This window comes from Papillibacter cinnamivorans DSM 12816, from assembly GCF_900176335.1.
Lineage (GTDB): Bacteria > Bacillota > Clostridia > Oscillospirales > Oscillospiraceae > Papillibacter > Papillibacter cinnamivorans.
Window position 1 is genome coordinate 307,924 of record NZ_FWXW01000001.1, and the last position, 25,098, is coordinate 333,021.

Annotated in this window: 26 protein-coding genes; 23 read left to right on the forward strand and 3 right to left on the reverse strand. The window is 59.3% G+C overall.

Annotation, left to right across the window (positions count from 1 at the left end):
• Window positions 1-64 precede the first annotated feature (64 nt).
• Window positions 65-1,507 carry a DUF6056 family protein gene (locus B9A13_RS01575; RefSeq protein WP_084233276.1) on the reverse strand — a complete coding sequence of 481 codons (1,443 nt, stop codon included), beginning with the start codon at window positions 1,505-1,507 and terminating at the stop codon, window positions 65-67.
• A gap of 354 nt (window positions 1,508-1,861) precedes the next feature.
• On the opposite strand from B9A13_RS01575, the gene rplS reads away from it, so the two are divergent.
• The 7 genes from rplS to thrC all read left to right on the forward strand — a co-directional run bounded on the left by rplS (window position 1,862) and on the right by thrC (window position 7,402).
• Window positions 1,862-2,203 (forward strand): 50S ribosomal protein L19, encoded by a 342-nt coding sequence (gene rplS / locus B9A13_RS01580; RefSeq protein ID WP_084233277.1) that lies wholly within the window; start codon window positions 1,862-1,864, stop codon window positions 2,201-2,203.
• A 325-nt stretch (window positions 2,204-2,528) separates the two neighbouring features.
• Complete coding sequence (gene lepB / locus B9A13_RS01585; protein WP_084233278.1) at window positions 2,529-3,110, forward strand: signal peptidase I; 582 nt, start codon at window positions 2,529-2,531, stop codon at window positions 3,108-3,110.
• Window positions 3,107-4,009, forward strand: coding sequence for a ribosome biogenesis GTPase YlqF (gene ylqF / locus B9A13_RS01590; protein ID WP_084233279.1), 903 nt, complete (start codon window positions 3,107-3,109; stop codon window positions 4,007-4,009). The genes lepB and ylqF overlap by 4 nt, the downstream gene beginning before the upstream one ends.
• On the forward strand, window positions 3,978-4,598 hold the full coding sequence (locus B9A13_RS01595; RefSeq protein WP_084233280.1) for a ribonuclease HII: 621 nt from the start codon (window positions 3,978-3,980) through the stop codon (window positions 4,596-4,598). The genes ylqF and B9A13_RS01595 overlap by 32 nt, the downstream gene beginning before the upstream one ends.
• Entirely contained in the window at window positions 4,591-4,944 is a 354-nt protein-coding gene (locus tag B9A13_RS01600) for a YraN family protein (protein ID WP_084233281.1), read from the forward strand. Before B9A13_RS01595 ends, B9A13_RS01600 begins: the two co-directional genes overlap by 8 nt.
• Window positions 4,945-4,979: 35 nt before the next feature.
• Window positions 4,980-5,924 (forward strand): dipeptidase, encoded by a 945-nt coding sequence (locus B9A13_RS01605; RefSeq protein WP_084233539.1) that lies wholly within the window; start codon window positions 4,980-4,982, stop codon window positions 5,922-5,924.
• Window positions 5,912-7,402, forward strand: coding sequence for a threonine synthase (thrC, locus tag B9A13_RS01610; protein WP_084233282.1), 1,491 nt, complete (start codon window positions 5,912-5,914; stop codon window positions 7,400-7,402). Before B9A13_RS01605 ends, thrC begins: the two co-directional genes overlap by 13 nt.
• 110 nt (window positions 7,403-7,512) lie before the next feature.
• On the opposite strand, the gene B9A13_RS01615 is transcribed toward thrC, so the two are convergent.
• Together B9A13_RS01615 and B9A13_RS01620 are read right to left on the reverse strand one after the other, a co-directional pair.
• Window positions 7,513-7,785, reverse strand: coding sequence for a DUF1540 domain-containing protein (locus tag B9A13_RS01615; RefSeq protein WP_084233283.1), 273 nt, complete (start codon window positions 7,783-7,785; stop codon window positions 7,513-7,515).
• Between the two features lie 62 nt (window positions 7,786-7,847).
• A complete protein-coding gene (locus B9A13_RS01620) occupies window positions 7,848-8,138 on the reverse strand; it encodes a DUF1540 domain-containing protein (RefSeq protein WP_242942746.1) in 291 nt (96 codons plus the stop codon).
• Between the two features lie 191 nt (window positions 8,139-8,329).
• Between B9A13_RS01620 and B9A13_RS01625 the strand changes: the two genes are divergently transcribed.
• The 16 genes from B9A13_RS01625 (at window position 8,330) to B9A13_RS01700 (ending at window position 25,072) form a co-directional block, all read left to right on the forward strand.
• On the forward strand, window positions 8,330-9,022 hold the full coding sequence (locus tag B9A13_RS01625; RefSeq protein WP_084233284.1) for a metallophosphoesterase: 693 nt from the start codon (window positions 8,330-8,332) through the stop codon (window positions 9,020-9,022).
• A gap of 145 nt (window positions 9,023-9,167) precedes the next feature.
• Window positions 9,168-10,565 (forward strand): trigger factor, encoded by a 1,398-nt coding sequence (gene tig / locus B9A13_RS01630; protein WP_084233285.1) that lies wholly within the window; start codon window positions 9,168-9,170, stop codon window positions 10,563-10,565.
• A 136-nt stretch (window positions 10,566-10,701) separates the two neighbouring features.
• Complete coding sequence (gene clpP, locus B9A13_RS01635; RefSeq protein ID WP_084233286.1) at window positions 10,702-11,283, forward strand: ATP-dependent Clp endopeptidase proteolytic subunit ClpP; 582 nt, start codon at window positions 10,702-10,704, stop codon at window positions 11,281-11,283.
• Window positions 11,284-11,386: 103 nt separating this feature from the next.
• On the forward strand, window positions 11,387-12,700 hold the full coding sequence (gene clpX / locus B9A13_RS01640; RefSeq protein ID WP_084233541.1) for an ATP-dependent Clp protease ATP-binding subunit ClpX: 1,314 nt from the start codon (window positions 11,387-11,389) through the stop codon (window positions 12,698-12,700).
• A gap of 165 nt (window positions 12,701-12,865) precedes the next feature.
• On the forward strand, window positions 12,866-15,289 hold the full coding sequence (gene lon / locus B9A13_RS01645; protein WP_143806839.1) for an endopeptidase La: 2,424 nt from the start codon (window positions 12,866-12,868) through the stop codon (window positions 15,287-15,289).
• Window positions 15,290-15,326: 37 nt separating this feature from the next.
• Complete coding sequence (yihA, locus tag B9A13_RS01650; RefSeq protein ID WP_242942747.1) at window positions 15,327-15,917, forward strand: ribosome biogenesis GTP-binding protein YihA/YsxC; 591 nt, start codon at window positions 15,327-15,329, stop codon at window positions 15,915-15,917.
• 55 nt (window positions 15,918-15,972) lie between these two features.
• Complete coding sequence (locus B9A13_RS01655) at window positions 15,973-16,731, forward strand: fumarylacetoacetate hydrolase family protein (RefSeq protein ID WP_084233288.1); 759 nt, start codon at window positions 15,973-15,975, stop codon at window positions 16,729-16,731.
• 650 nt (window positions 16,732-17,381) lie between these two features.
• The gene (locus B9A13_RS01660; RefSeq protein WP_084233289.1) at window positions 17,382-18,056 is read left to right on the forward strand and encodes a site-2 protease family protein; all 675 of its coding nucleotides are present in this window, start codon (window positions 17,382-17,384) and stop codon (window positions 18,054-18,056) included.
• 49 nt (window positions 18,057-18,105) lie between these two features.
• Window positions 18,106-18,888: a segregation and condensation protein A gene (locus B9A13_RS01665; protein WP_084233290.1), complete on the forward strand. Its 783-nt coding sequence runs from the start codon at window positions 18,106-18,108 to the stop codon at window positions 18,886-18,888.
• A gap of 79 nt (window positions 18,889-18,967) precedes the next feature.
• Window positions 18,968-19,552 carry an SMC-Scp complex subunit ScpB gene (scpB, locus tag B9A13_RS01670; RefSeq protein WP_084233542.1) on the forward strand — a complete coding sequence of 195 codons (585 nt, stop codon included), beginning with the start codon at window positions 18,968-18,970 and terminating at the stop codon, window positions 19,550-19,552.
• Between the two features lie 2 nt (window positions 19,553-19,554).
• On the forward strand, window positions 19,555-20,184 hold the full coding sequence (locus B9A13_RS01675; protein ID WP_084233291.1) for a DUF2953 domain-containing protein: 630 nt from the start codon (window positions 19,555-19,557) through the stop codon (window positions 20,182-20,184).
• 54 nt (window positions 20,185-20,238) lie between these two features.
• Window positions 20,239-20,631 (forward strand): GerW family sporulation protein, encoded by a 393-nt coding sequence (gene ytfJ / locus B9A13_RS01680; protein WP_084233292.1) that lies wholly within the window; start codon window positions 20,239-20,241, stop codon window positions 20,629-20,631.
• A gap of 158 nt (window positions 20,632-20,789) precedes the next feature.
• Complete coding sequence (locus B9A13_RS01685; protein WP_084233293.1) at window positions 20,790-21,935, forward strand: D-alanyl-D-alanine carboxypeptidase family protein; 1,146 nt, start codon at window positions 20,790-20,792, stop codon at window positions 21,933-21,935.
• A gap of 33 nt (window positions 21,936-21,968) precedes the next feature.
• The gene (locus tag B9A13_RS01690) at window positions 21,969-22,679 is read left to right on the forward strand and encodes a pseudouridine synthase (protein WP_084233294.1); all 711 of its coding nucleotides are present in this window, start codon (window positions 21,969-21,971) and stop codon (window positions 22,677-22,679) included.
• Window positions 22,680-22,986: 307 nt separating this feature from the next.
• Window positions 22,987-23,853: a MurR/RpiR family transcriptional regulator gene (locus B9A13_RS01695; RefSeq protein WP_084233295.1), complete on the forward strand. Its 867-nt coding sequence runs from the start codon at window positions 22,987-22,989 to the stop codon at window positions 23,851-23,853.
• Window positions 23,843-25,072 carry a BaiN/RdsA family NAD(P)/FAD-dependent oxidoreductase gene (locus tag B9A13_RS01700; RefSeq protein WP_084233296.1) on the forward strand — a complete coding sequence of 410 codons (1,230 nt, stop codon included), beginning with the start codon at window positions 23,843-23,845 and terminating at the stop codon, window positions 25,070-25,072. The genes B9A13_RS01695 and B9A13_RS01700 overlap by 11 nt, the downstream gene beginning before the upstream one ends.
• Window positions 25,073-25,098: the final 26 nt, after the last annotated feature.

A 25,098-nucleotide genomic window follows, 5' to 3' on the forward strand; every position in this document is an offset into this window, starting at 1 on the left:
AGCTTGCTGCAAAGGTACCCCGTCTCTTTCGCCGCCGGCGTACGTACATAGACCGCTGCAAAAACTATGACGCCAGGGTCACCCGCTCCTTGCCGAAATACCAGGCCACCGCCTGGTTCCGCCAGTCCGTCGGATCCCGGGTCACGTCTCCCACGTAGAGAAGGGAAGGGCGGGTCCGGATGGGCTGGAGGGTGATTTTTATCTTTCCGTCGTCCAGAAGAACCGCCATCCGGGCGTCCCTCTCCCGTGCGTACGTCTCGGCGCTGCCATCCGCGAGCGCTTCGGCGCTCCGGACGCCTGTGAGGTTCTCAAAGCCGTTTCCGGAAACGAGCACGGCCGCCAGCAGACAGGCGGCGGCGATATACGCTCCCCGGGCGGTTTTTCCCGCCTCCCGCTTTGAAAGAATCCTCCGGAGCCACCCCAGCCAGTACCACTCGTTTGCCGGAAGCAGCAGCACATAGGAATAAAACACGATGTTCCGCAGCCGGTCGGGACCCGCGTCGGACATGGCGTAAAACGCGGGGGCGTTCTGGGCGGCGAAGAGGAGAAAGCTCAGCGCCGTAAAGGCCGCCGGCCAGGGAAAGCGGAAGGAGGTCTTCTTCGTAAGGGGCCAGATCCAAGGGATCAAGAGAACCAGCGTTAAACCGATGAGAGGATGATAGAACCCCGAAAGATCGGAAAACGCCTGACTTATCGATTCCGATGCGGCCTCCAGGGGAGCCATGACCTCCTCATACCCCTGCCGCACGCCGTTTCCCGGTGCCAGAACGCTGACGAGAAATGCCGCGGCCAGAAGCGCCGATATTCCCAGCCCGCGGAAAAACGCAGCCCTGCGCCGCAGAAAAAACCACAGGAGAAAAAATCCGCTCAGCAGCAGCGAGAGAAGGGCCGTGGCGTAGTTGCTTCCGCCCACCAGCACCGCGAAGGGAAGGGCGGTAAAAAAAGCTTTTCTCCGCTCGCCGTTCGTCTCCGCAGCCGCCAGGACGCAAAATCGGTCCAGAAGGAGGAGCATCATACCGTAAAAGAATGTATAATATACCGCGCCGTTCCACCAGAAAAAGGCGGACTGCGGGCTCGGTACGCACTGGATACAGAGAAAGAGCACCGGCAGGGAAACCCCCAGGGCGTCATACCGGTTTCCTCCTAAAAACCGGCGCACCACGGTGTCTGTCAGCTTCAAGGTGCCGATTGAAAGGGAGGAGAGCATGACCACGGGAGTGATCCAGTAGGCCCGTTCTCCGAAAATGGAGGGCGTCAGGGTCATCAGGGTCATGCCGGAAAAGCTGCCCTGCCAGTTCATATAGTATCCGCTCACAGTACGCCAAACGGCGGCGGGCAGGCTGGTCCCCAGGGTCAGGGCCTGATAGGTGCGCAGTCCGTAGCTGTAGTCGTCCAAAGATGCTCTGGCGTAAACTCCCAGCATCAGAATAGGGACGGCGGATAAAATCAAAAAGGCGGCCAGCGCCCAAACGGGATATTTCCTGCGGGAGAGGTCTTGTCTTTCCAACGCGGTTGCTCCTTAACCCCGGTAACGTCCTGTACGCGTTCCGGGAAATCCGCCCGGCCTGTCAAGCCGGGCCCATGCTTTAATGTATCGTTGCCATATCGTATATTATGCCGCTTTTTTCATGGGGTATGTCAAACTCCGCAAAGGGCCGAATCCGTTTCTCTGTAGGAAAAGGACGGAAAAATCCCGGTATGGTTCCATATTTTCTTACATTTCCGCATTTCGTTGTTGCATTTTGCCCTCCCGCGTGGTATTATACTTAAGTCTATCAGGGCGGTCCTCTGTCGCTGCCCGGGTTTTTTAACCCCAGGGCCTTCCTTTGCGGCACGAACACCCTTCATTAGGAGGATAAAAATGGATCTGATGAAAGCGCTGGCCGATCAGCAGCGCAAGGAAAACCCTCCCCAGGCCAACATCGGCGACACCGTCAGGGTGCACATCAAGGTCAAGGAAGGCACTCGGGAGAGGATTCAGGTTTTCGAGGGAACGGTCATCGCCAGAAAGCACGGCGGGATTGAGGAAACCATCACCGTCCGCCGCATTTCCTACGGCGTGGGTGTGGAAAAGATTTTCCCGCTTCATTCCCCGATCATCGAGAAAATCGAGACGGTCCGCTCCGGTAAGGCCAGACGGGCAAAGCTCTACTACCTGAGAGAGCGCGTCGGCAAGCAGGCAAAAGTCAAGGAACTGGTTTAAGAGCCCAAAAGAAGGGGGGAACACCCCCCTTCTTTTATTTTAGCCGGATATTTCCTGTTTTGTCTGCCGGTGGCGAAAGGCTTCTGCGTTTTGTCGCCGGCTCCGTCCGGACCGGCATGGAATAAAGCCTCCGGCGTTTGCGCTTCTGCGTTTAAAACGCAGTCTTTTCTAGGTTTCTGTCGAAAAACGGCGCTATTCGCCGGGCCGAAAAAAAGGGAGATACCCCCTTTTTTTATTTCCCGTTTTGTGTATAATAGGGTATAACCGCCGGACGGGCGGAACGGAAACGGACAAATCGGGCGATACCCGGCTGGGAGACTGTTGGATGGATAATGACGACATGCACGGCATAGATCCGGCGGAAGACGGCGTAAAGCCTTCGGAGCTGGAGTGCGAACTTTACGAGTGGCTGCAGGCGCTGGTGACTGCCATCGTCTGCATTGTGCTTATATTCACATTTTTATTCCGTATTATCAGCGTGGACGGGTTTTCCATGCTGCCCACCCTTCACGACAAGGACAAGATCCTGGTGCTCTCCAGCCTGATTTACACGCCGCGGGACGGGGACATCATCGTGCTGCGCAAGGAATCCTTTATCGAGCAGCCCATCGTCAAGCGGGTGATCGCCACGGAAAACCAGACGGTGGACATCAACTTCATAACCGGTGAAGTCTCGGTGGACGGCGTGGTGCTGGATGAGCCCTATATCGCCGAGCGCACCTATACCATGTACGACGTTTCCTTTCCCGTCACCGTGCCCAAGGGCTGCGTCTTCGTCATGGGGGACAACCGCAACGAGAGCTCGGACAGCCGCGTGGCCGCCGTCGGCATGGTGGATACCCGGTACATCCTCGGCCATGTGGTGTTTACCCTCTTTCCCCTGAACCGGATCGGAGTCGAAAAATGAACATTCAATGGTATCCCGGCCACATGACCGCCGCCCGGCGGATGCTTCAGGAAACCCTTCCCCAGGTGGACGCCGTCTGTGAAATTCTGGATGCGCGCATCCCGTATGCAAGCGGCAACCCGGATATCCGCTCCCTCACGGAAAACAAGCCCCGGCTCGTGGTTTTAAACCGGGCGGACCTGGCGGATCCCGCCGTTACCGCTCTTTGGGCCGCGTGGTTCAAAAAAAACGGCCATCCCGTCCTGGAGACCGACAGCAAGAGCGGCGCGGGGGTAAACCGCTTCGCTCCCGCCGTGCGGGATCTTCTCCGGGACAAGCTCCGGCGGTATGAGCAGCGCGGCCAGGCGGGCCGGCCCCTCCGGATCATGGTGGCCGGTATCCCCAACGTCGGAAAGTCCTCCTTCATCAACCGCATCTCCGGCCGGAAACCGGCAAAGGCGGAGGACCGCCCAGGAGTCACCCGGGGCAGGCAGTGGGTCGTGGTGGCCAGCGGCCTGGAGCTGCTGGACACGCCCGGCATCCTGTGGCCCCGGCTGGACAGCGAGGCGGTAGGGCTGAATCTGGCCTTCACCGGCGCGGTGAAAGACGAGATCCTGGACCTGGAAACGCTGGCCTTCCGCCTGATGGAACGGCTGGATACCCTTTATCCGCGGCTTCTTGCCGCCCGATACGGAGAGGGTCTTGTTCCCGGCAGCCCCGGTCATCTTCTGTTGGATCAAGCCGCCCGCCGGAGAGGATTTCTGGTCTCCGGCGGAGAGCCGGATCTGGAGCGGATGGCCAAGGTCCTCCTGGACGAGTTCCGGGGCGGGGTGCTGGGTCGGATTTCTCTGGAGCGGCCCCCAGAAAACGGAAAGGAAGTGGCCATGGATGGCGGAGGGGAACCTTCTTTGGACGATTGAAAGCGAATACAGCGCCCAGGGCTACCGCAGCATCTGCGGAGTGGACGAGGCGGGCGCCGGGCCTTTGGCCGGCCCGGTCTTCGCGGCGGCCGTGATTCTGCCCTTCGGGCTTACCATACCGGGACTGAACGATTCCAAAAAGCTTACTGCGAAACATCGGGAAGCCCTGTTTCACATGATAAAGGAAAAAGCCCTCGCCTGGGGCGTCGCCACCGCCGGAGAGGCGGAGATCGACCGGTACAATATACTAAACGCCCGCATGCTGGCCATGGACCGGGCCATCCGCGCTCTTTCCCCCTCGGCCGACCTGGCCCTGGTGGACGGAAACCGGACCCAGGGGATCGGGGCTTCCCCCGCCGTCTGCGTCGTGGGAGGGGACGGGAAGAGCCCTCAAATTGCCGCGGCTTCCATTCTGGCCAAGGTGAGCCGGGACCTGTACATGGTGGAGCTGGCCGCCGTCTATCCGGAATACCGCTTCGACAAGCACAAGGGTTATCCAACCAAGCTGCACTACGAGCTTTTGCGGAAATACGGCCCCTGCCCGGCCCACCGGAAAACCTTTCTCCACGATACATACCCAAATGAATAAGAAGCTTGCCGGACGATGGGGAGAGGCCCAGACGGCCGCCTGGCTCCGGGATCGGGGCTGGGAGATCCTCGGCGCCAATTACCGCACCCGGTTCGGGGAGGTCGATCTCATCGCGTCCGACGGTAAATTCATCGCCTTTGTGGAGGTCAAGCTCCGGAAAAGCGCCGCTTTCGCCTCCGCCGCCGAGGCGGTGGACCGCAGAAAACAGGCGAGGATCCGCACCTGCGCCGAGCTTTATCTCAGTGTAAACGACTGCTCCCTACAGCCGCGCTTCGACGTGGCGGAGCTTTACGGGGAAGGTCCCGGAACTCCCTGCACCATAAGGTATATTGAAGACGCCTTTTGATTCTCGGGCAAAAGGTCAAAGGGGGTATCCGCGTTTTGAAACCGATTCCGCTGTTTGACGCTCACTGCGACACCATACACGGCTGCGTTGAGGAAGGGGAGGACCTCCTTCGAAACACCGGTCACGTGGACCTGATCCGGGGCGGCGCCTTTTCCCCCTGGGCTCAGTTCTTCGCCTTCTGGATTCTCCGGGAGAGCGTTCCTCCCGGCGGGCTGTATCAGGAATTTCTCCGGGAATACGAATGGTTCCGGACGGAGCTTGAGAAAAACTCCCGCTGCTTGGTCCTGTGCCGTTCGGCGGGGGAAATCGGAAAGGCCGCCGCAGAAGGCAGAGCCGCCGCTCTCCTGTCGGTGGAGGGCGCGGAAATTCTGGACTGTGATATTGAAAAGCTGAAAGATGCGTATCATAAGGGCGTCCGGGCCGTGAACCTCACCTGGAATCACTGCAATCTCCTCTCCGGCTCCATCGCCGAGGAGGACACCCGGGGGCTCGGCCCCGAAGGCCGAACTTTTGTGCAAACCATGGAAGATCTGGGGATGATCGTGGACGTGTCCCATCTGTCCGAACCCGGCTTCTGGGACGTGGCCGCCATGGCGAAACGCCCTTTCATGGCCAGCCATTCCAACGCGCGGCCCCTGGCCCCCCATCCGCGCAATCTCACCAACGCGCAGTTCCGCGCGATCGTAAACGCCGGGGGAGTGGCCGGCATCAATCTCTACGCAGGCTTTCTGGGCCCCCGTCCCACCGTGGACGACGCGGTTTCCCACATCGAGCATTTTCTTTCTCAGGGCGGGGAGAAAAACGTCGCCCTGGGCTGCGACCTGGACGGCTGCGAGGAGCTGCCCGCCGGGATGCGCGGCATCCAGGATCTGAATCTTCTCTACGAAGCCCTTCTTCGAAGAAATTACAGCCAGTCTTTGGTGAATGATATCTTTTTCAATAATCTCATGAGGATAGTGGAGGAAGTATGCGGTATATAAGTACGAGAGACGGCGTTCTGCGCGTTTCTGCCCAGGACGCCATTGTCAGGGGCCTGGCGGAAGACGGAGGGCTTTACACCCCCGAGGTGCTGCCCAATTTTACGGCCCATGCCTTTGAATCCATGCGGGACATGGCCTATCAGCAGCGCGCGGTTTTCGTAATGAACGCCTTTCTGGACGACTTTGCCGCGGGCGAGCTCAGCTCCTTCGCGGAAAAGGCTTACGGAACCGATAAATTCGATTCTCCCGCCATAGCTCCCCTGCGCCGGGTGACCGACGGGGTCTCCTGCCTGGAACTCTGGCACGGGCCTACCAGCGCCTTCAAGGACATGGCCCTGCAGATGCTGCCCCATCTTCTCAGCGCCTCTCTGGTAAAGACCGGGGAGGAGCGCTCGGTCCTCATTCTGGTGGCCACCTCCGGAGACACGGGCAAGGCCGCCCTGGAGGGCTTCCGGGATGTGGACGGCACCGCCATTCTGGTCTTTTATCCCAAGGACGGCGTCTCCCGGGTCCAGGAACTGCAGATGGTGACTCAGGAAGGGAAAAACGTGGGGGTCTGCTCCGTCCGGGGCAATTTTGACGACGCCCAGACCGGCGTTAAAGCAATTTTTTCCGACGTTTCCCTCCGCAAAACCCTTTCCAAGCGGGGCTGGTTTCTCTCCTCCGCCAACTCCATCAACTGGGGCCGGGTGCTTCCCCAGATCGTATACTACGTCTCGGCTTACTGCGATCTGCTCAATCAGGGAACCCTTGTTCCCGGGGAAAAATTCAACGTCTGCGTGCCCACGGGCAATTTCGGGAACATTCTCTCGGCCTATTACGCGAAATCCATGGGAGTCCCCATCGGCAGGCTCGTCTGCGCCTCCAACCGGAACGACGTGCTCACCGATTTCATCAATACGGGAGTGTACGACAGGAACCGTCCGTTTTACAACACTCTGTCCCCCTCCATGGACATCCTGGTGTCCAGCAACCTGGAGAGGCTTCTCTACGGCCTTTCCGAGGGAGGCGCGGAGGAGGTCCGGGAGTACATGTCCTCTCTGGCCGAAACCGGGCGGTATGAGGTCGACGAAACGGTGAAAAAGAAAATCTCCCGTCTGTTCTGGGCCGGCTCCTGCGACGACGCGTTGACCCGGGAAACCATCGCCGCGGTCTGGAAGGAGCACGGCTATCTCATCGATCCCCATACGGCGGTAGCCTTCCATGTTTTTAAACAGTACAGGAAAGAAACGGGGGATACCGCTCCCGGCCTCGTGGTTTCCACCGCCAGCCCCTTTAAATTCTGCGACAGCGTGCTTCCCGCCATCGGGGTCTCCCCGGTTTCCTCCGGAACGGACCTCATCGGAGAACTCTCCGCCGCCGCCGGGATCGCCCCTCCGAAAAACCTTGCGGCTCTGGGCTCCAAGCCCGTCCGTTTCACCGGCGTGACTGAAAAAGACGGCATGACCCGGGAAGTGCTGAAAATGCTCGAGAGATAAAAACGGTTCCGCCCCCGCCCTCTCTTCCTGAAGGGCGGGGGCGGAGACCGGTGTCGGATCGGTCCCGGTTTCCGGTGGGCCGGATGACGTTCCGGCCCGTTTTTTCCGTGTTATTTGTGGCGGTAGGTTGCACAGAGGGTTTCTCCCTCTGTTCTTGCGTTTTCCGGCCCCACGGTGATCCCGTGGGCCATGCACAGATCGTCCTCCGAGTGATACATGCAGCTTTCCACATTGCAGGATACCTGATCGATCCGGCTGCGTGCGGAGGTGTACTGCTCATAGGGATTCGCTCCCGCGTTCATGGCCGCGATGGTGTCCACGGGGAAATAGTACGAATTCATGTCGCCGTTCCACAGGCGGTCTTTGGGGAATCTTTCTTCCATGTCCGCTCCTTTCCCCGGCGGTACGTCCTCCGTGTCGGCCGTCCCCGCCGGATAAAAATGGTTTACTTGTGGCGGTACGTGGCGCAGAGGGTGGCTTCGTTGTCCACGGCGTTTTCCGGGCCCACTTGGATTTCCGGTGCCGAGCAATGGTCGCCCTCGGCATGGTACACGCAGCTTTCCACATTGCACGCAATCCGTCCGGACGGTTCCTGGCGGGACGACTGGTCGGTTCCCGCGTACGGGAAGGCGGCGCCTACTTCCATGCCGATGGCGTTATAGGCCTGCATGGGATAGTATGAGGCGCTCGACGACGGGACTTCCCAGAAAGGCCTTTTGGGTCTTAAAACTTCCATATGCGCTCCTTTCTCCGGCGGTGAGGCAGGATTGACAAAACCCGCCCCCGCCGGCGCAGACGGGTTTTGCAGACTTCCCGCGGCTTGTGCGGTCTTCTTTTCTTTTTCGCCGCGGGCGGATCGATTCCGCTGTGAATAGTATGAGCCGAAAAAACCAAAATATTTTACGGAATGCAACGGGAGGACAAGGAATGTCCCTGTACACCATTGGAGATTTGCATCTGGCCATGTCTTCCGATAAACCCATGGATGTCTTCGGCGACGCCTGGAAGGAACACGACAAGCGTCTGGCCGCCGGCTTTTCCGCTTTGAAGGAAGATGACGTGACCGTTTTGTGCGGCGATTTGTCCTGGGCCATGTCGCTGGAGGAGGCCCGGGAGGATTTTTTGTGGATTCACCGGCTTCCCGGCCGGAAAATTCTTCTGAAAGGCAATCACGACTACTGGTGGACCACCGCCGCGAAAATGAACCGTTTTTTCCGGGATAACGGCATCGACACCCTGGAGATTCTTCACAACAATTGTTATTTTTACGGGGACACGGCCCTGTGCGGTACCCGGGGCTGGTTTTACGAGGAGGACTCCGGAGACGCTCACGCCAGAAAGGTCTTTCTCCGGGAGCTCATCCGCCTGGAGGCTTCCCTGAAGGCGGCCGGCGAGCGGGAAATCTTCTGCTTTCTGCACTATCCGCCTCTGGCGGAGCGGTACGAATGCGCCGAAATTCTGGAGCTTCTGCAAAAATACCGGGTGAAGCGCTGCTATTACGGCCATCTTCACGGACCCCGCAGTCACCGGTCCGCGGTGGACGGCCTCTACGGCGGAATCGAATTCCATCTGGTATCCGCGGATTATCTTGACTTCAGGCCGCTAAAAATATTGGAATGAAATTTAAAATACTTATGGTATTTTGGTAATGTTTCTGGTAAAATGGATAAGCTGTACGCGGTTTTATGCCGCCGCGCGGCTGAAAGCGGAATTTTGAGCCGCGGCCTGCGGTATTTGCTCAGCAGTTTTAGGAGGAAGAAGCCCGATGAATTTAAAAAATGTGGAAAAGAAAGAAAAGAGCATGGTGGAGCTCGTGATCGAAGTCGGCCGGGAAGAACTGGAAAAGGGTCTGGAGCAGTCCTACCGGAAAAACCGGAATCAGATTTCCGTTCCCGGTTTCCGCAGGGGAAAGGCTCCCCGGAAGATCATTGAGTCCATGTACGGCGAATCCGTGTTTTACGAAGACGCGGTGGGCTTCGCCTATCCTGAGGCCTATGCCGCCGCCGTGGAGCAGGAAGGCCTGAAAACCGTTTCCTATCCCCAGGTGGAGCTGGTGAATATATCCAAGGACGGCTTTGAGTTCAAGGCTATGGTGGCGATATATCCCGAGGTTAAGCTGGGCCAGTGGAAGGGTCTTTCCGCCGTGCGTCCGGCCGCCGAGGTGACCGACGCGGATGTGGACGCGGAGATCCAGGCCCTGCGCAGCCGGAACTCCCGTCTGGTATCGGTGGACCGTCCCGCCAAGGACGGGGACACCGTGGTCCTGGACTTCGAAGGCTTTGATAACGGAGTGCCCTTCGAGGGCGGCAAAGCGGAGAAATACAGCCTCACTCTGGGCTCCGGCAGTTTTGTTCCCGGCTTCGAGGAGCAGCTGGTGGGACTTGCCCCGGGAGCGGAGGCGGATATAAACGTCACCTTCCCCGAGGATTACCACGCCGATCTTGCCGGTAAGCCCGTGGTTTTCAAGGTAAAAATTCACGAGGTCAAGGAGACCGAGCTCCCCGCGGCAGACGACGAGTTTGCCAAGGACGTCTCGGAATTTGACACTCTTGACGAACTGAAAAAGAGTATCTATGATAGACTTGTGAAGGAAAAGGCGGACCGCTCCGCCCAGGCCTTTGAAAACGCCCTCCTGGATCAGGTGATTGAGGGCATGGAGGCCGAGATTCCCGAAGCCATGGTGGATTCCCAGGTGGAGAAAATGCTGGAGGACTATGCTCTGCGCATCACCTCCCAGGGCATCCCCTTTGAGGAATACCTCAAGATGACCGGCACCACGCCGGATCAGCTGAAAGAGTCCGCCAAGGAGCCCGCCCTTCACCGGGTGAAGCTGGAGCTTGCCCTTGCCGCCGTGGCGGACGGGGAAGGACTGGAGTTCTCCGACGAGGAGATCGAGACCGAGTACAAGGAGATCGCCGAGCGGTATTCCATGGAGCCGGAAAAGGTCAAAAACGCGGTGGACCGGGAGGAGATCCTCAAGGAAATGAAGATCACCAAGGCGGCAAAGCTCGTCGTGGACGCGGCAAACGTCCTGGCCGAGCCTGCGGAGCAGCCGGCGGAAAAAGCGGAAGCCTCCGCAGAGGAGACTTCAGAAGAAGAAAAACCGAAAAAGAAGCGCGCCGTGAAAAAGAAAGCGGCTGATTCCGAGGAAAAAGGGGAATAATCTCTCCTTACAGGGCAAATTCCGCCCCATTGCGGCGGATAGCGGCGCGCCGGAACCCCGCCTGATCCTTTGCGAGGCGGGCGTTCCCCACATATGTTGCACAGTGCCGGCGCAAAGCGGCGGAAGGGAGAGTACTATGAGTTTAGTTCCTTATGTAGTAGAGCAGACAAACCGGGGAGAGCGGTCCTACGATATTTTTTCCCGTCTTTTGAACGACAGGATCGTCTTTTTATCCGAAGAGGTCAATGACACCACGGCAAGCCTTGTGGTGGCCCAGCTTCTGTATCTGGAAGCCCAGGACCCCGACAAGGACATCCAGTTTTATATCAACAGCCCCGGCGGCTCCGTCACCTCGGGCATGGCTATTTACGACACGATGCAGTACATCAAGCCCGACGTGTCCACCATCTGCATCGGCATGGCGGCCAGCATGGGGGCGTTCCTGCTCTCCAGCGGCGCCAAGGGCAAGCGCATCGCCCTGCCCAACGCGGAGATCCTGATCCATCAGCCTTCGGGCGGCGCCAAGGGGCAGGCGACGGACATAGAAATCCACGCCGAGCATATCATAAGGATGAAAAAGCGCCTCAACGCCATCCTGGCCCAGAACACGGGCAAACCCGTGGAGGAGGTCACCCGGGACAGCGAGCGGGACTTCTTTATGACCGCCGAGGAAGCCCAGAATTACGGCATCATAGACAAGATTATCTACAAGCGCTGACGGCTCCCGGAGGCGTCTTCTCCGGGCGTATAGGCGCTGTTTCCGGATGGAACGGAATGCATCCGGCCCCCGCCGGGCGGCCCCGGCAGAAAGAAAGGGTTCCATGACCAAGAACGAAGACAAAAAAACCGTCCGTTGCTCCTTCTGCGGCAAGCACCAGGAGCAGGTTTCCCGCATCATCGCGGGTCCGGGCGCATATATCTGCAACGAGTGCGTGCAGCTTTGCGTGAGCATTTTGAACGACGGACTCCAGGAGGACGAGGAAGAGACCTTTGTGGAGGATGAGCTGTCCGGCCTGCCGTCCCCGAAAGACATCAAGGAGATTCTGGACGACTATGTGGTGGGGCAGGACGAGGCGAAAATCAGCCTTGCCGTGGCGGTTTACAACCACTACAAGCGGGTCTACCTGGGCGGCGGGGGAGACGTGGAGCTCCAGAAAAGCAACATCCTCATGCTCGGCCCCACGGGCAGCGGCAAGACCTTGCTTGCCCAGACCCTCGCCAAGATCCTGAAGGTGCCCTTCGCCATTGCCGACGCCACCACTTTAACCGAAGCCGGCTACGTGGGCGAGGACGTGGAGAACATCCTCCTGCGCCTTCTCCAGACCGCCGACTACGACGTGGAGGCCGCCGAGCACGGCATCATTTACATCGACGAAATGGATAAAATCGCGCGGAAGAGCGAAAACGTGTCCATCACCCGGGACGTGAGCGGGGAAGGCGTCCAGCAGGCCCTTCTGAAGATCCTGGAGGGCACGGTGGCAAACGTTCCGCCCCAGGGCGGGCGCAAGCATCCCCATCAGGAGTTTATCCAGATCAACACCACCAATATCCTCTTTATCTGCGGCGGCGCTTTCGACGGGATCGACAAGATCATTGAAAAACGCCTGGATAAGAGCGCCATCGGCTTCGGCGCGGAAATTGAAAGCCGGAAGCAGAAGGACCTGGGGAAGGTGCTGAAAAACGTCCAGCCCCACGATCTGCTCAAATACGGCATCATCCCCGAGCTGGTGGGCCGGCTTCCCGTTATCGTGACCCTGGAATCCCTGGACCGGCCGCAGCTGGTGAACATCCTCACAGAGCCCAAAAACGCTCTGGTAAAACAGTATAAAAAGCTCCTGGAGTATGACGGCGTGACCCTGGACTTCGACCGGGAAGCCCTGGAAGCGGCCGCCGACCTGGCCATCGCCCGGGGAATCGGGGCCCGGGGCCTGCGGGCCGTCCTGGAAAACGTCATGACCCGCGTCATGTACGACATCCCCTCCGACCCCACCATTGAAACCGTGGCGGTGGACGCCGCCTGCGTCCGTGGCGAGGGTTCCCCCCGGGTTGTCCGCAATCCCGACAAAAAAAGCCTGCCCGTTTCCAGGCTCAAAACCCGGAGCAAGGCGCCTAAAAAACGGAGCAACGTGTCCTGACGGCAGTTTCAGGGCAAATTCGTTACCCCTCTTCGAGCATTCGGCCGCATGACGCGGCATGCCGTCGACGCTGAGGCATGTCTTGTCATGCGGCTTTTCGTCTCTCTGTCCGCCGCCGGAATCTTTCCGGACCTTCCACTCTCATGGTGAGAAAGGAGTGTTACCATGAATAAACCCCTTCCCATTGAAACTATGCCCATGCTCGCCCTTCGCGGGCTGACCATTTTCCCCAACATGCTCCTCCACTTCGACGTGGGCCGGGATATTTCCATCCGGGCGCTGGACGAGGCCATGTCCTCCGGCCAAAAGATCTTTCTGGTCGCCCAGCGGGAGATTGCCACCGAGACTCCGGAGGAATCCGATCTGTTTCGGATCGGCACCATTTCCAATGTCCGCCAGATCCTGCGCCTGCCCGGAGACGCCGTGCGAGTCATGGTGGAGGGCAAACAGCGGGGAAAACTCCTGGGCCTCGAGCAGACCTCGCCCTATTTTCTGGCCCGGGTGGAGGAACTCTCCTCGGAGGAAACCCCGAAAATGACGGTGCGGGCCGAGGCCATGCTCCGCCGCTGCTATGCTCTGTTCCAGGAATACGCGGAGCTCGCCCCCAAGATGACCCCCGACGTAATGCTCAACGTGGTGTCCGGCCAGGACCCGGGCTATGTCGCCGATTATATCGCCCAGAACATCGCCGTCAAGCACAGGGATAAACAGGCGATCCTGGAGGAGCTGCACCCCATCTCCCGCCTGAAGCTCATTAACGATATCCTCCAGCGGGAGATCGAAATCCTCACCCTGGAGCACGACCTGCAGAACAAAATCCGGGAGCATATCGGCAAAAACCAGCGGGACTATATCCTCAAGGAACAGATCAAGGTCCTTCAAGGCGAGCTGGAGGAGGGCGGGAGCACCCCGGGGGACGATACCGGCTCCCGGCCCGAGGAGTACCGCAGCCGGATCTTAAAGCTGCGCCTGTCCAGAGAAACCGAGGAAAAACTCCTCAAGGAAGTCGCCCGCATGTCCCGCCAACCCTTCGGTTCCTCCGAGCTCGCGGTGGTCCAGAACTATCTGGACGCCGTTTTGGAGCTTCCCTGGAACAAATACTCCAAAGAACGCGTGGACGTGGCCGCCGCCCGGAAAATCCTGGACAGCGACCACTACGGCCTGGAAAAGGTCAAGGAGCGCATCCTGGAGTTCCTCGCGGTGCGTCAGCTGGCCCCCGACCTGAAGGGCCAGATCCTCTGCCTGGTGGGCCCACCCGGCGTGGGCAAGACCTCCGTGGCCGTTTCCGTGGCCAAAGCTCTGAACCGGAAGCTGGCGAGGCTGTCTCTGGGCGGCGTCCGGGACGAGGCGGACATCCGCGGCCACCGGAAGACTTACGTGGGCGCCATGCCCGGCCGCATCATGACCGCCGTCCGCCAGGGCGGCACCATGAATCCCCTGATGCTTTTAGACGAGATCGACAAGCTGGGCTCCGACGGCAGGGGAGACCCCTCCTCGGCCCTTCTGGAGGTGCTGGACGCCGAGCAGAACAGCGCTTTCCGGGATCATTTTCTGGAGATCCCCTTCGATCTGTCCAGCGTCATGTTCATCACCACCGCCAACACCACCGAGACCATTCCGCGGCCCCTTCTGGACCGCATGGAGGTCATTGAGCTCACCAGCTATACCGACGAGGAAAAGCTTCAGATCGCAAAGCGCCACCTGCTGCCCAAACAGATGAAGAAGCACGGGCTGAAACGGAACGTCCTGCGTGTGTCCGACGACGCGGTGCGGGAAATCATCTCCGGATACACCCGGGAGTCCGGCGTCCGGCTCCTGGAACGGGAGTTGGCTGCGGTCTGCCGGAAGGCGGCCATGGCCGTGGTTTCCGGAGAGGCTTCCAGACTTTCCGTCACGGCGGAAAACCTGGAGCAATACCTGGGCGTGCGGAAATTCCACCCGGAGCGCCGCAGCAGCAAGCGGGAAGTGGGCGTGGTCACCGGCCTCGCCTGGACCAGCGTGGGCGGCGAGATCCTGGAGGTGGAGGTCAACATTGTGGAGGGCACCGGCAAGATCGAGCTCACAGGCAATCTGGGAGACGTGATGAAGGAGTCCGCCAAGGCCGCAATGTCCTATATCCGCAGCCGCGCCCAGGCCCTGGGCGTCGATCCCGAGTTTTACAAGAACCGGGACATCCACGTGCACTTCCCGGAGGGCGCGGTCCCCAAGGACGGCCCCTCCGCCGGCATCACCATCGCCACCGCCATGGTCTCCGCCCTCACCGATACGCCGGTGCGCCGGGACATCGCCATGACGGGGGAGATCACCCTGCGCGGCCGGGTGCTTCCCATCGGCGGTCTCAAGGAAAAGACCATGGCCGCCCTCCGTTCGGGGGTGAAGACCGTGATCCTCCCGGCGGAAAACGAAAAAGACCTGGAGGAGATCGACCAGACCGTGAGAAATTCCCTGCACTTCGTTCTGGTGGAGCATATCGACGCGGTTCTGGCCGAGGCTCTCTACTCCTTTAAGCTGATCCAGGGCGACCCGGAGGAACCCTCCTTCCGGTGCCCCGGCGCGGATCCCGACGTGGGCGTCCCCCTGAAGCAGTGACGTCCCATCCTCTGCAAATGAAACGGTCATGGAGGAAATGATGAACTTTCAGAACGCGCAGTTTATCCTCTCCGCGGCGCGGCCCGGGGACTTTCCCTCGGATGGTCTGCCCCAGGTGGTCTTCGCCGGCCGCTCCAACGTGGGCAAGTCCTCCGTCATCAACTGCCTCCTGGGCCGGAGAAATCTGGCCCGGGTGGGCTCCAGCCCGGGAAAAACCGCCCACGTGAACTATTTTAAAATCGATGGGCGCTTTTATTTCGTGGACCTTCCCGGGTACGGCTACGCCAAAGTCTCCCGGCAGGAAAAAGATCGCTGGAGGGCGCTGGTGGGAGCGTATTTCGCCGACCCATCCCGGGTAGCGCTGGGCATTCTCGTGGTGGACGCGCGGCATAAGCCCACCGAGGACGACCGTCTCATGGCGAGCTGGTTTCAGGAAACGGGCCGCCCCTTTGTCGTAGCGGCCAATAAAACCGATAAACTCAGCGCCTCAGAACTTGCTCCGGCGCTCTCTCTCATCGCTGAAACACTGGAGCTGGAGGAAGCCTCGCTGCTGCCCTTTTCCGCCCGGACGGGAACGTCCAGGGAAGTTCTCCTGTCCCGGATTAATATCTGCCTTTCAAAACCATAAATCTTCCCGACAGGGGAGAGCGGGGAAATAAACGCAGCGGTAGGGAGATGTAAAAATGAAATATGTGCGCATTCTGAAAAACAATCGCCCCGTGTGGGGCCTGCTGGAAGGGGATCGGATCAGAACTCTCCTCTGTCCGCCTTACGATACCGTCGCCCCCGACGGCGACACCGTTCCCTTGCGGGAAGCCGTTCTTCTGGCCCCCTGCGAACCCACGAAGCTGGTCTGCGTGGGAAAAAACTATCACGACCACGTGCTGGAGCTTCACGGGGACGAGGCGCCCCCCACGCATCCCATCTTATTTCTCAAGGGACCCAACGCCCTGGCAAATCCCGGGGATACGATATCCTGCCCGCCTTTTGTAAAGCGCCTGGATTACGAGGGTGAACTGGCCTTCGTTATCAGAAAAACGGCGAAAAACGTAAAGGCCAAGGATGCCTTTGCGTACATACTGGGCTACACCTGCTTAAACGATATCACCGCCCGGGACGTGCAGCAGTTGGACGTGCAGTGGACGCGCGCCAAGTCCATGGACGGCTTCGCCCCCGTGGGACCTCTGCTCACCGACGAGGTGGACCCCTCCGCCCTGCAGATCCAGACCCGATTAAACGGCGTCGTCCGTCAGGCTTCCAGCACCGCTCTCTTTATGACGGGCATCCCGGAAATGCTGGAGTTCATCACCGCCTCCATGACCCTGGTCCCCGGCGACCTGGTCACCACCGGCACCCCCGCGGGCATCGGCCCCATGGTCTCCGGCGACGTCGTCGAGGTGGAAATCGGGGGCATCGGCGTCCTGCGAAACACCATCGCCTGAGTTGAGCTATAAATCTGTCCTCCCTTTCAAAAGGGAGGACTTGCTTTCTTTTTACTGAATCCCCAGCAGTATATCAAAAGTATTTTCAGAAGCGCTCTCTAAGTTAACATAATAATTCTAAGCGCATATAACTATTCCTCTCAAACGCCCCACAGACTTGGTTTTTCAGTCCTATTGAGCCCCACAACTCAAAACCCGGAGAGCTCCGATCGCGGGCTGAAAAACAGACCTCTTGCCGCAGAGCTGTCCGTGCGTTCGCAACTGCCGAAAGTCAGTCACTGATTGAAAGCGCCCACAAGAGCACCCTCCATGGGAATCCAAAGGGGCCGGAGCCCCTTGGTTTGCTTTTCGTGCCTTTTCCCAAAACGGAAAAGGCACCCCAGCGGAGCGCCGAGCTCCGTCCAAACCTTTCGTAAAAAATCAGACACAAAAAGTTACCCCCAGCGGGGAGCGCGCCGCTCCTGTCCAAGCTCCCGTAAAAACAAGCATGCAAAATGAAAAATCCCCCAGCGGAGCATCCCCGCTTTCGTCTTGTAATCGCCCCCGTTTCTTGATATACTGAATAAATAATAAAGCTTCCATACGCCCGCCCCGGACCGGCGAAGGGCGGCGGGTTTTAACCATTCCTCGCCGGAGAATCGGGTCTTTCGTTGAACGCTATATCCTCTTTTTTGAACGGCTTTGACCTGTCCGCGCTTTCGGAGCTTATTGCGAGAGCGGCGGCGGTCCTCATCTGCCTGAGCTTCCACGAGCTCAGCCACGGGCTGGTTGCCTACTGGCTGGGCGATCCCACGGCCAAGCGCCAGGGACGTATCTCCATAAACCCCCTTCGCCATCTGGATTTCTTCGGCACCATCATGATGCTTCTGGTGGGTTTCGGCTGGGCAAAGCCCGTCCCGGTGGATATGCGGTACTTCAAGCACCCCAAGCGGGGCATGGCGGCCACCGCCTTGGCGGGCCCCATATCCAACCTGTTTCTTGCCTTCGTCTCTCTCTTTTTTGTAGCCGTTCTCCTGCCTTATACGGATCAGAGCGGCGTGCGTGCCGTCTTCGAGTTTCTCATCATGCTCGCTTCTCTGAACGTGGGCCTGGGAGTTTTCAACCTCATTCCGATCCCCCCGCTGGACGGCTCCAAGGTTCTCTACGCCATCTTTCCGGACCGGGCGTACTACACCATACTGCGCTACGAGCGCTTTACCATGATTTTTCTCATGATCGGCCTGTATCTGGGCTGGTTTGACACGCCCCTCTTCGCGCTTCACGGCTTTGTTTTCGACCGGCTGTGGGACGCCGCGAGCTTTATTCCCGGCCTCTTTTACAGATGAATCCCCGTCCGGCCGTGATACCGCCGGGTGACACCAAAGGAGCGACAGAATGGACACTCCCGTTTTCAAGCTGGAAAAGGTGGTCCGCGCCCGCAGGGAATCCATGGAGGATTTCGAGGGGCCGCTGGATCTGATCTTATATCTCCTGGGAAAAAATAAAATCGAGATTCAGGATCTTCGCGTCTCCCTCATCCTGGACCAGTACCTGGAGTACCTGGAAGAGCGCAAGGAGCTGGACATGGAGATCGCCAGCGACTTTGTCGCCATGGCCTCCCATCTTCTGTACATAAAGACCCGCATGCTCCTGTCGGAGCAGGACGAGGAGGCCCTGTCCGAGATGGACGAGCTGAAGCGTTCCCTGGAGGAGCGGCGCAGCGCCGAGCGGTACGAGGCCGTCCGGGCGGCGTGCCTTACCATGTCGCGGCTGGAAGAGCGGGGAAGGAGCATCCTGGTGAGAAAACCAGAGCCCCTTGGCAAACCCATCCGGTACTCCCACGGAAAAGAAGAACTCACCGCGTCTCTCGCGGAGGTCCTCCGGAGGTCCAAGGGCCGCCTTCCTCCTCCCGTCAGCTCCTTCGAGGGGATCGTTGGACGGGAAACCTACCCCGTGTCGGATAAGGCGGCCGAGATTGTGAAAAGGCTCCTATCATCGGGCAAAACGCGTTTTTTATCTCTGTTCCGGAGCAGCCGGAGCCGCTCGGAGATCGTCGCCACCTTTATAGCGGTGCTGGAGCTCTGCCGTACCAAGGCGGTGCGCCTGGCCGGTGCAGGCGCCGACTGTACGGTGGAGCGGACGGCTGCGGCGGAGGACAAGCCCGCCTGGAATTTTTAAGGGAGGCCATAACGGAATCCCGAAGGTTCTCCGCCGCGCGGGAGAAAGCGCCGCAGCTTCGGGGGGATTGGAAAATAATATGGAAATCAAAGAAATAGAATCCGCCATTGAGGGTATCCTATTTGCGTCGGGCGACCCCGTGAGTACCGAACGCCTTTGCCAGGCTCTGGAACTGGACAAAAAGACGCTGGAAACCGTGGTGGACCGCCTGGCCGACTACTACCGGTTTGAGCGCCGGGGGATCCGACTTATCCGCCTGGACAACGCCTACCAGCTCTGTTCCGCCCCGGAGCAGGCGGATGCCATCCGCAGGGCCTTTGAAAGCCGAAAGCCGGCGAGCCTTTCCCGCTCGGCCCTGGAGGTTCTCACCATTGTGGCCTATTATCAGCCCGTCACCAGGGCCTATGTGGACCAGATCCGCGGCGTGGACAGCAGCTATACCGTGGGTCTTCTCCTGGAGCGGGATCTCATCGAGGAATGCGGCAGGCTCCAGGTCCCCGGCCGTCCCATCCTGTACCGCACCAACAAGAATTTCCTGCGCGCCTTCGGTCTGTCCTCTCTGGAGGATCTGCCCCCTCTTCCGGTTTCGGAGGACGGCCAGATCACCCTCCTGGATGCATCCGGGGAGAACGGCGATACCGGAGGGAGCGCTTCGGAGGAGTGAGCATGACCGTTTCTCCCATATGGATCATACTGGGCGCCGTCCTTCTGGGCCTGCTCCTCCTGCTGCTCCTGCGCGTGGGGGTCGACCTGGAATACGGCGAAACCCTGACCCTCCGCCTGCGGGCGGGCCCCCTGCGCTTCACGCTCGCCCCCGGCAGGAAAAAGCCCCCGGCAAAAAAGAAGGAAAAGAAAGCCGTCCGGAAAGAAGAAAAGCCCGAGGCCGGACTGAAAGACACGCTGGAAAAGACCAAGGAGTTTCTTCCTCTGGCCCTGGATACGGCGGGCCGCTTCCGGAAAAAACTCCGGATCGATCTTCTGATCCTGGAGATTACCGTCCGGGGCGCGGATCCTGCGGAGGCCGGAATCCTCTACGGCGGCCTTTCTGCCCTTCTGGGGGCGTCGCTGCCCGCCCTGGAAAACGCCTTTGATCTGCGAAAGCGGCGCATCGTGGCCCATTTGGACTTCACTCCCGGAAAACCCTCGGTCTATACCCATGCCGTGTTTTCCCTGGCTGTCTGGCAGGGCCTCGCCGTAGGTTTCCACTTCCTCATGGGATATCTGAAACTCCGCAGGGCGCGGAAAAGCCGCGCGGGGACGGAAAGCACTCCGTCCGCTTCTCCCGCCTCGTCCTGATACGCGTCCGAACAGAAATACAACAACATACTTGGAAAGTGAAGGTGGAATACTATGGAACAGCATCCTATCGGCGATCTGATGGAAAAAACCATGCAAAAAATCCGTGAAATGATAGACGTGAATACCATTGTCGGCAATCCAATCAACACCCTGGACGGGACCACGCTTATCCCCGTGTCCCGCGTAACCTTCGGCTTCGGTGCCGGCGGAGGAGACTATGCCGTAAAGGATTCCAAGCCCGGCGCGGACAACGGCTTCGGCGGCGGCAGCGGCGCGGGCGTCAACATTTCCCCCATCGCCTTTCTGGTGGTGAAGGACGGTTCGGTGAAGCTTTTAAACGTGGCGCCCCCCGCCAATACCACGGTGGACCGCGTCGTGGAGCTGGTCCCCGAGATCATTGACAAGATCAAGGAATTCACGGAAAAAGACAAGTTCGAAGACTGAGAAACGCAGGCTGTTCCCGCCTCGGCGCCGCGGTTCTCAACGCGCCTCCCGGCGGAGAAAAATCCCTCTTTTTGGCTCCTTTTCTCGACGGATAATGGAGGTTTTTACACGTATAATAGTGTCATCCGCGCGTAAACTGGTACCGGGTGATACGATCCATGAAGTGTAAAATCCTGATTTTTATCCTGCTCTTCGCCATATTTGCTGCGGTGGGTCCCGTCCCCCGCGCCTCGGCGCTGTCCCTGTCCGCGGCCAGCGCCATTTTGGTGGACGCCGGCAGCGGAAGGGTCCTGTACAGCAAGGACAGCGACAAAAAAATGCTCATCGCCAGCACCACCAAGATCATGACCGCTCTGCTGGCCATCGAGATGGGGGATCTGGACGCCGTTGTTACGGTGAAGCGGGAATATACTCTGGCCGAGGGTTCCTCCATGTACCTCAGGGAGGGGGAGCAGCTCACGCTGGAGGCGCTGCTGTACGGGCTTCTCCTTCAGTCGGGGAACGACGCGGCCCTGGCCGTCGCCGATTTCTGCGGCGGGAGTGTCTCCAATTTTGTTAAGAAGATGAACGAGAGGGCGGCCGAACTGGGTATGACCAATACCCGCTTCGCAAACCCCAGCGGGCTGGATTCGGACGGGCATTACTCCACCGCCGAGGACTTGGCGAAGCTGGCGGTGGCCGCCATGAACAACGGCGTCTTTCTGCGCATCGCCTCCACCCGGAGCATCACCATCGGCGGGCGCACCATGACCAATCACAATAAAATGCTCTCCCGTTACCAGGGCGTCATCGGCCTGAAAACGGGCTATACCAAGGCGGCCGGCCGCATTCTGGTCTGCTGCGCCGTGAAAGACGGCCAGCGACTGATCACGGTCACCCTGGACGATCCCAACGACTGGAACGACCATGCCGCGCTTTTCGACTACGGCTTTGAAACCTATCCCACAACCGCTCTCAACGGAACAAGCGAGGAGCTTCGCCGCATCGCCGTGACGGGCGGTGTGACAGACTCGGTGGGGATTCGGGCGGAAACCGCGGTGAGCTATCCCCTGACGGCAGGGGAGACCGTTGCCGCCGAATATAGCCTGCCCTCCGCGGTCCGCGCCTGCGTCCGGGAGGGTGCCCTCGCGGGAAAGCTTACCTATACCGTCGGCGGAAAGGTCATCGGCAGCACCTACCTGCTGTATTCGGAAACGGTGGAAAAAGAACGCTTCGTCCTGGACCCCCTGGACCTGCTGAGAAACTTTTTCCAGATTTCCTCCGGCGGCGTGCTGAGCGGCTATAGCGGCCAAACCGCCGGTTGAACTTTTTCTTTTTATTGATGCAAAGGAGCCCCTATGGTGGAACGACTGCAGAAAATCCTGTCCCGCTGCGGCATCGCCTCCCGCCGGGCCGCCGAGGAGATGATCCTCTCCGGCCGGGTAACGGTAAACGGATCTCCCGCGGAGCTTGGCATGAAGGCGGACCCGGAGACAGACCGGATATTGTTGGACGGCAAACCGATTTCCCTTCCCGGGGAATCGGTTTACATACTGCTGAACAAACCCCGCGGCTATGTGACCACCCTGTCCGACGAGAAGGGAAGACCCACGGTCCGGGACCTGGTGGGAGACTGCCCGGCGAGGGTATACCCCGTTGGAAGGCTGGACCTCAATTCAGAGGGCCTGCTGATCCTCACCAACGACGGCGCAGCGGCTCATCACCTGATGCATCCCTCCGGCCATGTGGCCAAGGAATACCTCGTCCGGGTCCGGGGGGACGTGCCCTCGGCTCTGCCTGTTCTTCGCGGGCCCATGTCTTTGGACGGCGAACTTCTGTCTCCGGCCCTTGTGCGGGCCCTTCCGGGAAATGACGCCGGCACGTCTCTGATATCCATTACAATCCGGGAGGGAAAAAACCGTCAGGTCCGCCGCATGTGTGAAGCAGCAAAACTGCAGGTTCTTCGCCTCCGGCGCGTCCGGGAGGGAAATCTTCTGCTGGGGGACTTGGAATGCGGGCACTGGCGCTTTTTAACTCCGGAGGAGATAACGTATTTAAAAAGCCTGTAACCACCGGGAATGCTCGTGTTTTGAATGGTTTCCTTCATTTTTCACCGCGGTATTCCCCCCTCGAAATGCAAGACTGTCAAATAATCCTGCAAATTGATATTGCTTTTCTCCCCGTTTGTAGTATCATTGTACTATGTGAAATGTTATTTCTCCCGCGGACTGCGGCAGGCGGCCGCCCCGGTCTGGCGCGCATGCCGGAGCAAAACGGCGCAGGCGAAAATGCCCGGTGGAAATAGGGACGGCCTGTGGGCGGATTCCTGCCGATTATCATTTCGTATAAAAACCTTACGACAACAGGGGGATCGTTATGCCAAAGGACATTTTATCCGTGATTTCTTCCCGGATGAGCGGCTTTTCCAAAGGTCAGAAGCTGATTGCCAATTATATCATCAAAAGTTATGACAAGGCGGCCTTCATGACCGCCAGCAAACTGGGTAAAACGGTGAACGTGAGCGAATCCACCGTGGTCCGCTTTGCAGCGGAGCTGGGATACGACGGATACCCCAGCATGCAGAAGGCCCTTCAGGAGATGATCCGCAACAAGCTCACCTCCATTCAGCGCATCGAGGTTTCCAACGACCGGATCGGAAATCAGGACGTGGTAAACACCATTCTCCTGTCCGATGTGGAGAAGATCCGCTCCACCCTGGAGGAACTCAGCCGCGAGGAATTCAACCGCGCCGTGGACCTTATTATTAACGCCCGGCGGGTTTATATCATCGGCGTCCGTTCCGCCACGGCCATCACAAGCTTTCTGGCTTTTTATTTCAATCTGATTTTTGAAAATGTCACGCTGGTACATACCACGGCCGTGAGCGAAATGTTTGAACAGATCCTCCGGGTGGGAAAAGGGGACGTGGTGATCGGGGCGAGCTTTCCCCGGTATTCCAGGCGCACGGTGAAGGCCATGCAGTTTGCGCGGGATCAGGGCGCCTCCTTGGTGGCGATTACCGATTCCAAGGCCTCTCCTCTGGCCCAAATGGCCCACGCGAGCCTAATTGCCAAAAGTGACATGGTCTCCTTCGTGGATTCCATCGTGGCTCCCCTCAGCCTGGTCAACGCCCTCATCGTGGCGGTGGGCCGGAAGAAAAACGCCGACCTTGCCAAGACTTTCGAGACTCTGGAGCGGATCTGGACGGAATACGAGGTATACGAAAAACTGGATGAAGAATAAGGTCGTTGTGGTGGGCGGCGGCGCCGCCGGTATGCTTGCCGCCTGTGCCGCCGCCCAGCGCGGGCTTCCGGTGCTGCTCCTGGAGCGGAACGGATTTCTGGGTAAAAAGCTGAACATCACGGGCAAAGGCAGATGCAACCTCACAAACGACTGTACCGTGGAAGCGGCTTTGAGTCAGATTCCGCGGAACGGTCGTTTTCTGTACGGGGCCCTTTCCCGTTTTTCCCCCTCCCGTACCAAGGAATACTTTGAAGCTTTGGGCGTTCCCCTGAAAACCGAGAGGGGAGAGCGCGTCTTTCCGGAATCCGACCGGGCGAAGGATGTTTCCGGCGCCCTGATCCGGAGCCTGAAAACGCTGAACGTGGAAACGGTTCAGGCCCGGGCCGCCCATATCCGCCTGCGGGACGGCGCCGTGAGCGCCGTGGAGGACACTTCCGGAAGCCTTCATCCCGCCTCCTCCGTCATCCTCGCCACCGGGGGCCTCTCCTATCCCCTGACCGGCTCCGACGGGGACGGATACCGCATGGCCGCGGAGCTGGGTCACACGGTGACCCCCCTGGGTCCCTCTCTGGTTCCCCTGGAAAGCCCCGATCCCGACTGCGTGGAGATGAAGGGGCTCTCTCTGAAAAACGTGGCCGTCCGGGTCGCGGATAAATCCGGCAAAACGGTTTACCGGGATTTCGGCGAGCTTCTCTTCACTCATTTCGGTCTTTCCGGCCCTGTGATTTTAAGCGCCAGCGCCCACATGCGCTCTTTTGATAAGACGGAGTACACAGTATCCATCGATCTCAAGCCCGCCCTGGCTCCCGAAGCGCTGGACGAGCGCATTTTGCGGGATTTTAAGGAGTTCTCCAACCGGGATTTCGCAAACTCTCTGGACAAGCTCCTGCCCCGGGCCATGATCCCCGTGGCGGTCCGCCGCTCCGGCATCCCTCCGGACACCAAGGTGCACTCCGTCACCCGGGAACAGAGATCCGGCCTTGCCCATCTCTTAAAGCACTTTGAGATCCCCGTCTCCGGGCCCCGGCCCGTGGAGGAGGCGGTGGTTACCTCCGGCGGGATTTCCATAAAAGAGGTCAGTCCCTCGACCATGGAGTCGAAGCTTGTCCCCGGTCTGTTTTTCGCCGGGGAAATTCTGGACGTGGACGGATATACAGGCGGCTTTAACCTGCAGATCGCCTGGGCCACCGGGCACCTGGCGGGCTCTTCGGCCCGCTGATTTCACGTGCCGCGCTTTTTCCCTCT

Excerpts from the sequence above, each read along its gene's own strand:
- rplS (WP_084233277.1), top strand. The coding sequence starts at position 1,862 with ATGGATCTGATGAAAGCGCTGGCCGATCAGCAGCGCAAGGAAAACCCT.
- lepB (WP_084233278.1), top strand. The coding sequence starts at position 2,529 with ATGGATAATGACGACATGCACGGCATAGATCCGGCGGAAGACGGCGTA.
- ylqF (WP_084233279.1), top strand. The coding sequence starts at position 3,107 with ATGAACATTCAATGGTATCCCGGCCACATGACCGCCGCCCGGCGGATG.
- B9A13_RS01595 (WP_084233280.1), top strand. The coding sequence starts at position 3,978 with ATGGCGGAGGGGAACCTTCTTTGGACGATTGAAAGCGAATACAGCGCC.
- B9A13_RS01600 (WP_084233281.1), top strand. The coding sequence starts at position 4,591 with ATGAATAAGAAGCTTGCCGGACGATGGGGAGAGGCCCAGACGGCCGCC.
- thrC (WP_084233282.1), top strand. The coding sequence starts at position 5,912 with ATGCGGTATATAAGTACGAGAGACGGCGTTCTGCGCGTTTCTGCCCAG.
- B9A13_RS01615 (WP_084233283.1), bottom strand. The coding sequence starts at position 7,785 with ATGGAAGAAAGATTCCCCAAAGACCGCCTGTGGAACGGCGACATGAAT.
- B9A13_RS01620 (WP_242942746.1), bottom strand. The coding sequence starts at position 8,138 with ATGGAAGTTTTAAGACCCAAAAGGCCTTTCTGGGAAGTCCCGTCGTCG.
- B9A13_RS01625 (WP_084233284.1), top strand. The coding sequence starts at position 8,330 with ATGTCCCTGTACACCATTGGAGATTTGCATCTGGCCATGTCTTCCGAT.
- tig (WP_084233285.1), top strand. The coding sequence starts at position 9,168 with ATGAATTTAAAAAATGTGGAAAAGAAAGAAAAGAGCATGGTGGAGCTC.
- clpP (WP_084233286.1), top strand. The coding sequence starts at position 10,702 with ATGAGTTTAGTTCCTTATGTAGTAGAGCAGACAAACCGGGGAGAGCGG.
- clpX (WP_084233541.1), top strand. The coding sequence starts at position 11,387 with ATGACCAAGAACGAAGACAAAAAAACCGTCCGTTGCTCCTTCTGCGGC.
- lon (WP_143806839.1), top strand. The coding sequence starts at position 12,866 with ATGAATAAACCCCTTCCCATTGAAACTATGCCCATGCTCGCCCTTCGC.
- yihA (WP_242942747.1), top strand. The coding sequence starts at position 15,327 with ATGATGAACTTTCAGAACGCGCAGTTTATCCTCTCCGCGGCGCGGCCC.
- B9A13_RS01655 (WP_084233288.1), top strand. The coding sequence starts at position 15,973 with ATGAAATATGTGCGCATTCTGAAAAACAATCGCCCCGTGTGGGGCCTG.
- B9A13_RS01665 (WP_084233290.1), top strand. The coding sequence starts at position 18,106 with ATGGACACTCCCGTTTTCAAGCTGGAAAAGGTGGTCCGCGCCCGCAGG.
- scpB (WP_084233542.1), top strand. The coding sequence starts at position 18,968 with ATGGAAATCAAAGAAATAGAATCCGCCATTGAGGGTATCCTATTTGCG.
- B9A13_RS01675 (WP_084233291.1), top strand. The coding sequence starts at position 19,555 with ATGACCGTTTCTCCCATATGGATCATACTGGGCGCCGTCCTTCTGGGC.
- ytfJ (WP_084233292.1), top strand. The coding sequence starts at position 20,239 with ATGGAACAGCATCCTATCGGCGATCTGATGGAAAAAACCATGCAAAAA.
- B9A13_RS01685 (WP_084233293.1), top strand. The coding sequence starts at position 20,790 with ATGAAGTGTAAAATCCTGATTTTTATCCTGCTCTTCGCCATATTTGCT.
- B9A13_RS01690 (WP_084233294.1), top strand. The coding sequence starts at position 21,969 with ATGGTGGAACGACTGCAGAAAATCCTGTCCCGCTGCGGCATCGCCTCC.
- B9A13_RS01695 (WP_084233295.1), top strand. The coding sequence starts at position 22,987 with ATGCCAAAGGACATTTTATCCGTGATTTCTTCCCGGATGAGCGGCTTT.
- B9A13_RS01700 (WP_084233296.1), top strand. The coding sequence starts at position 23,843 with ATGAAGAATAAGGTCGTTGTGGTGGGCGGCGGCGCCGCCGGTATGCTT.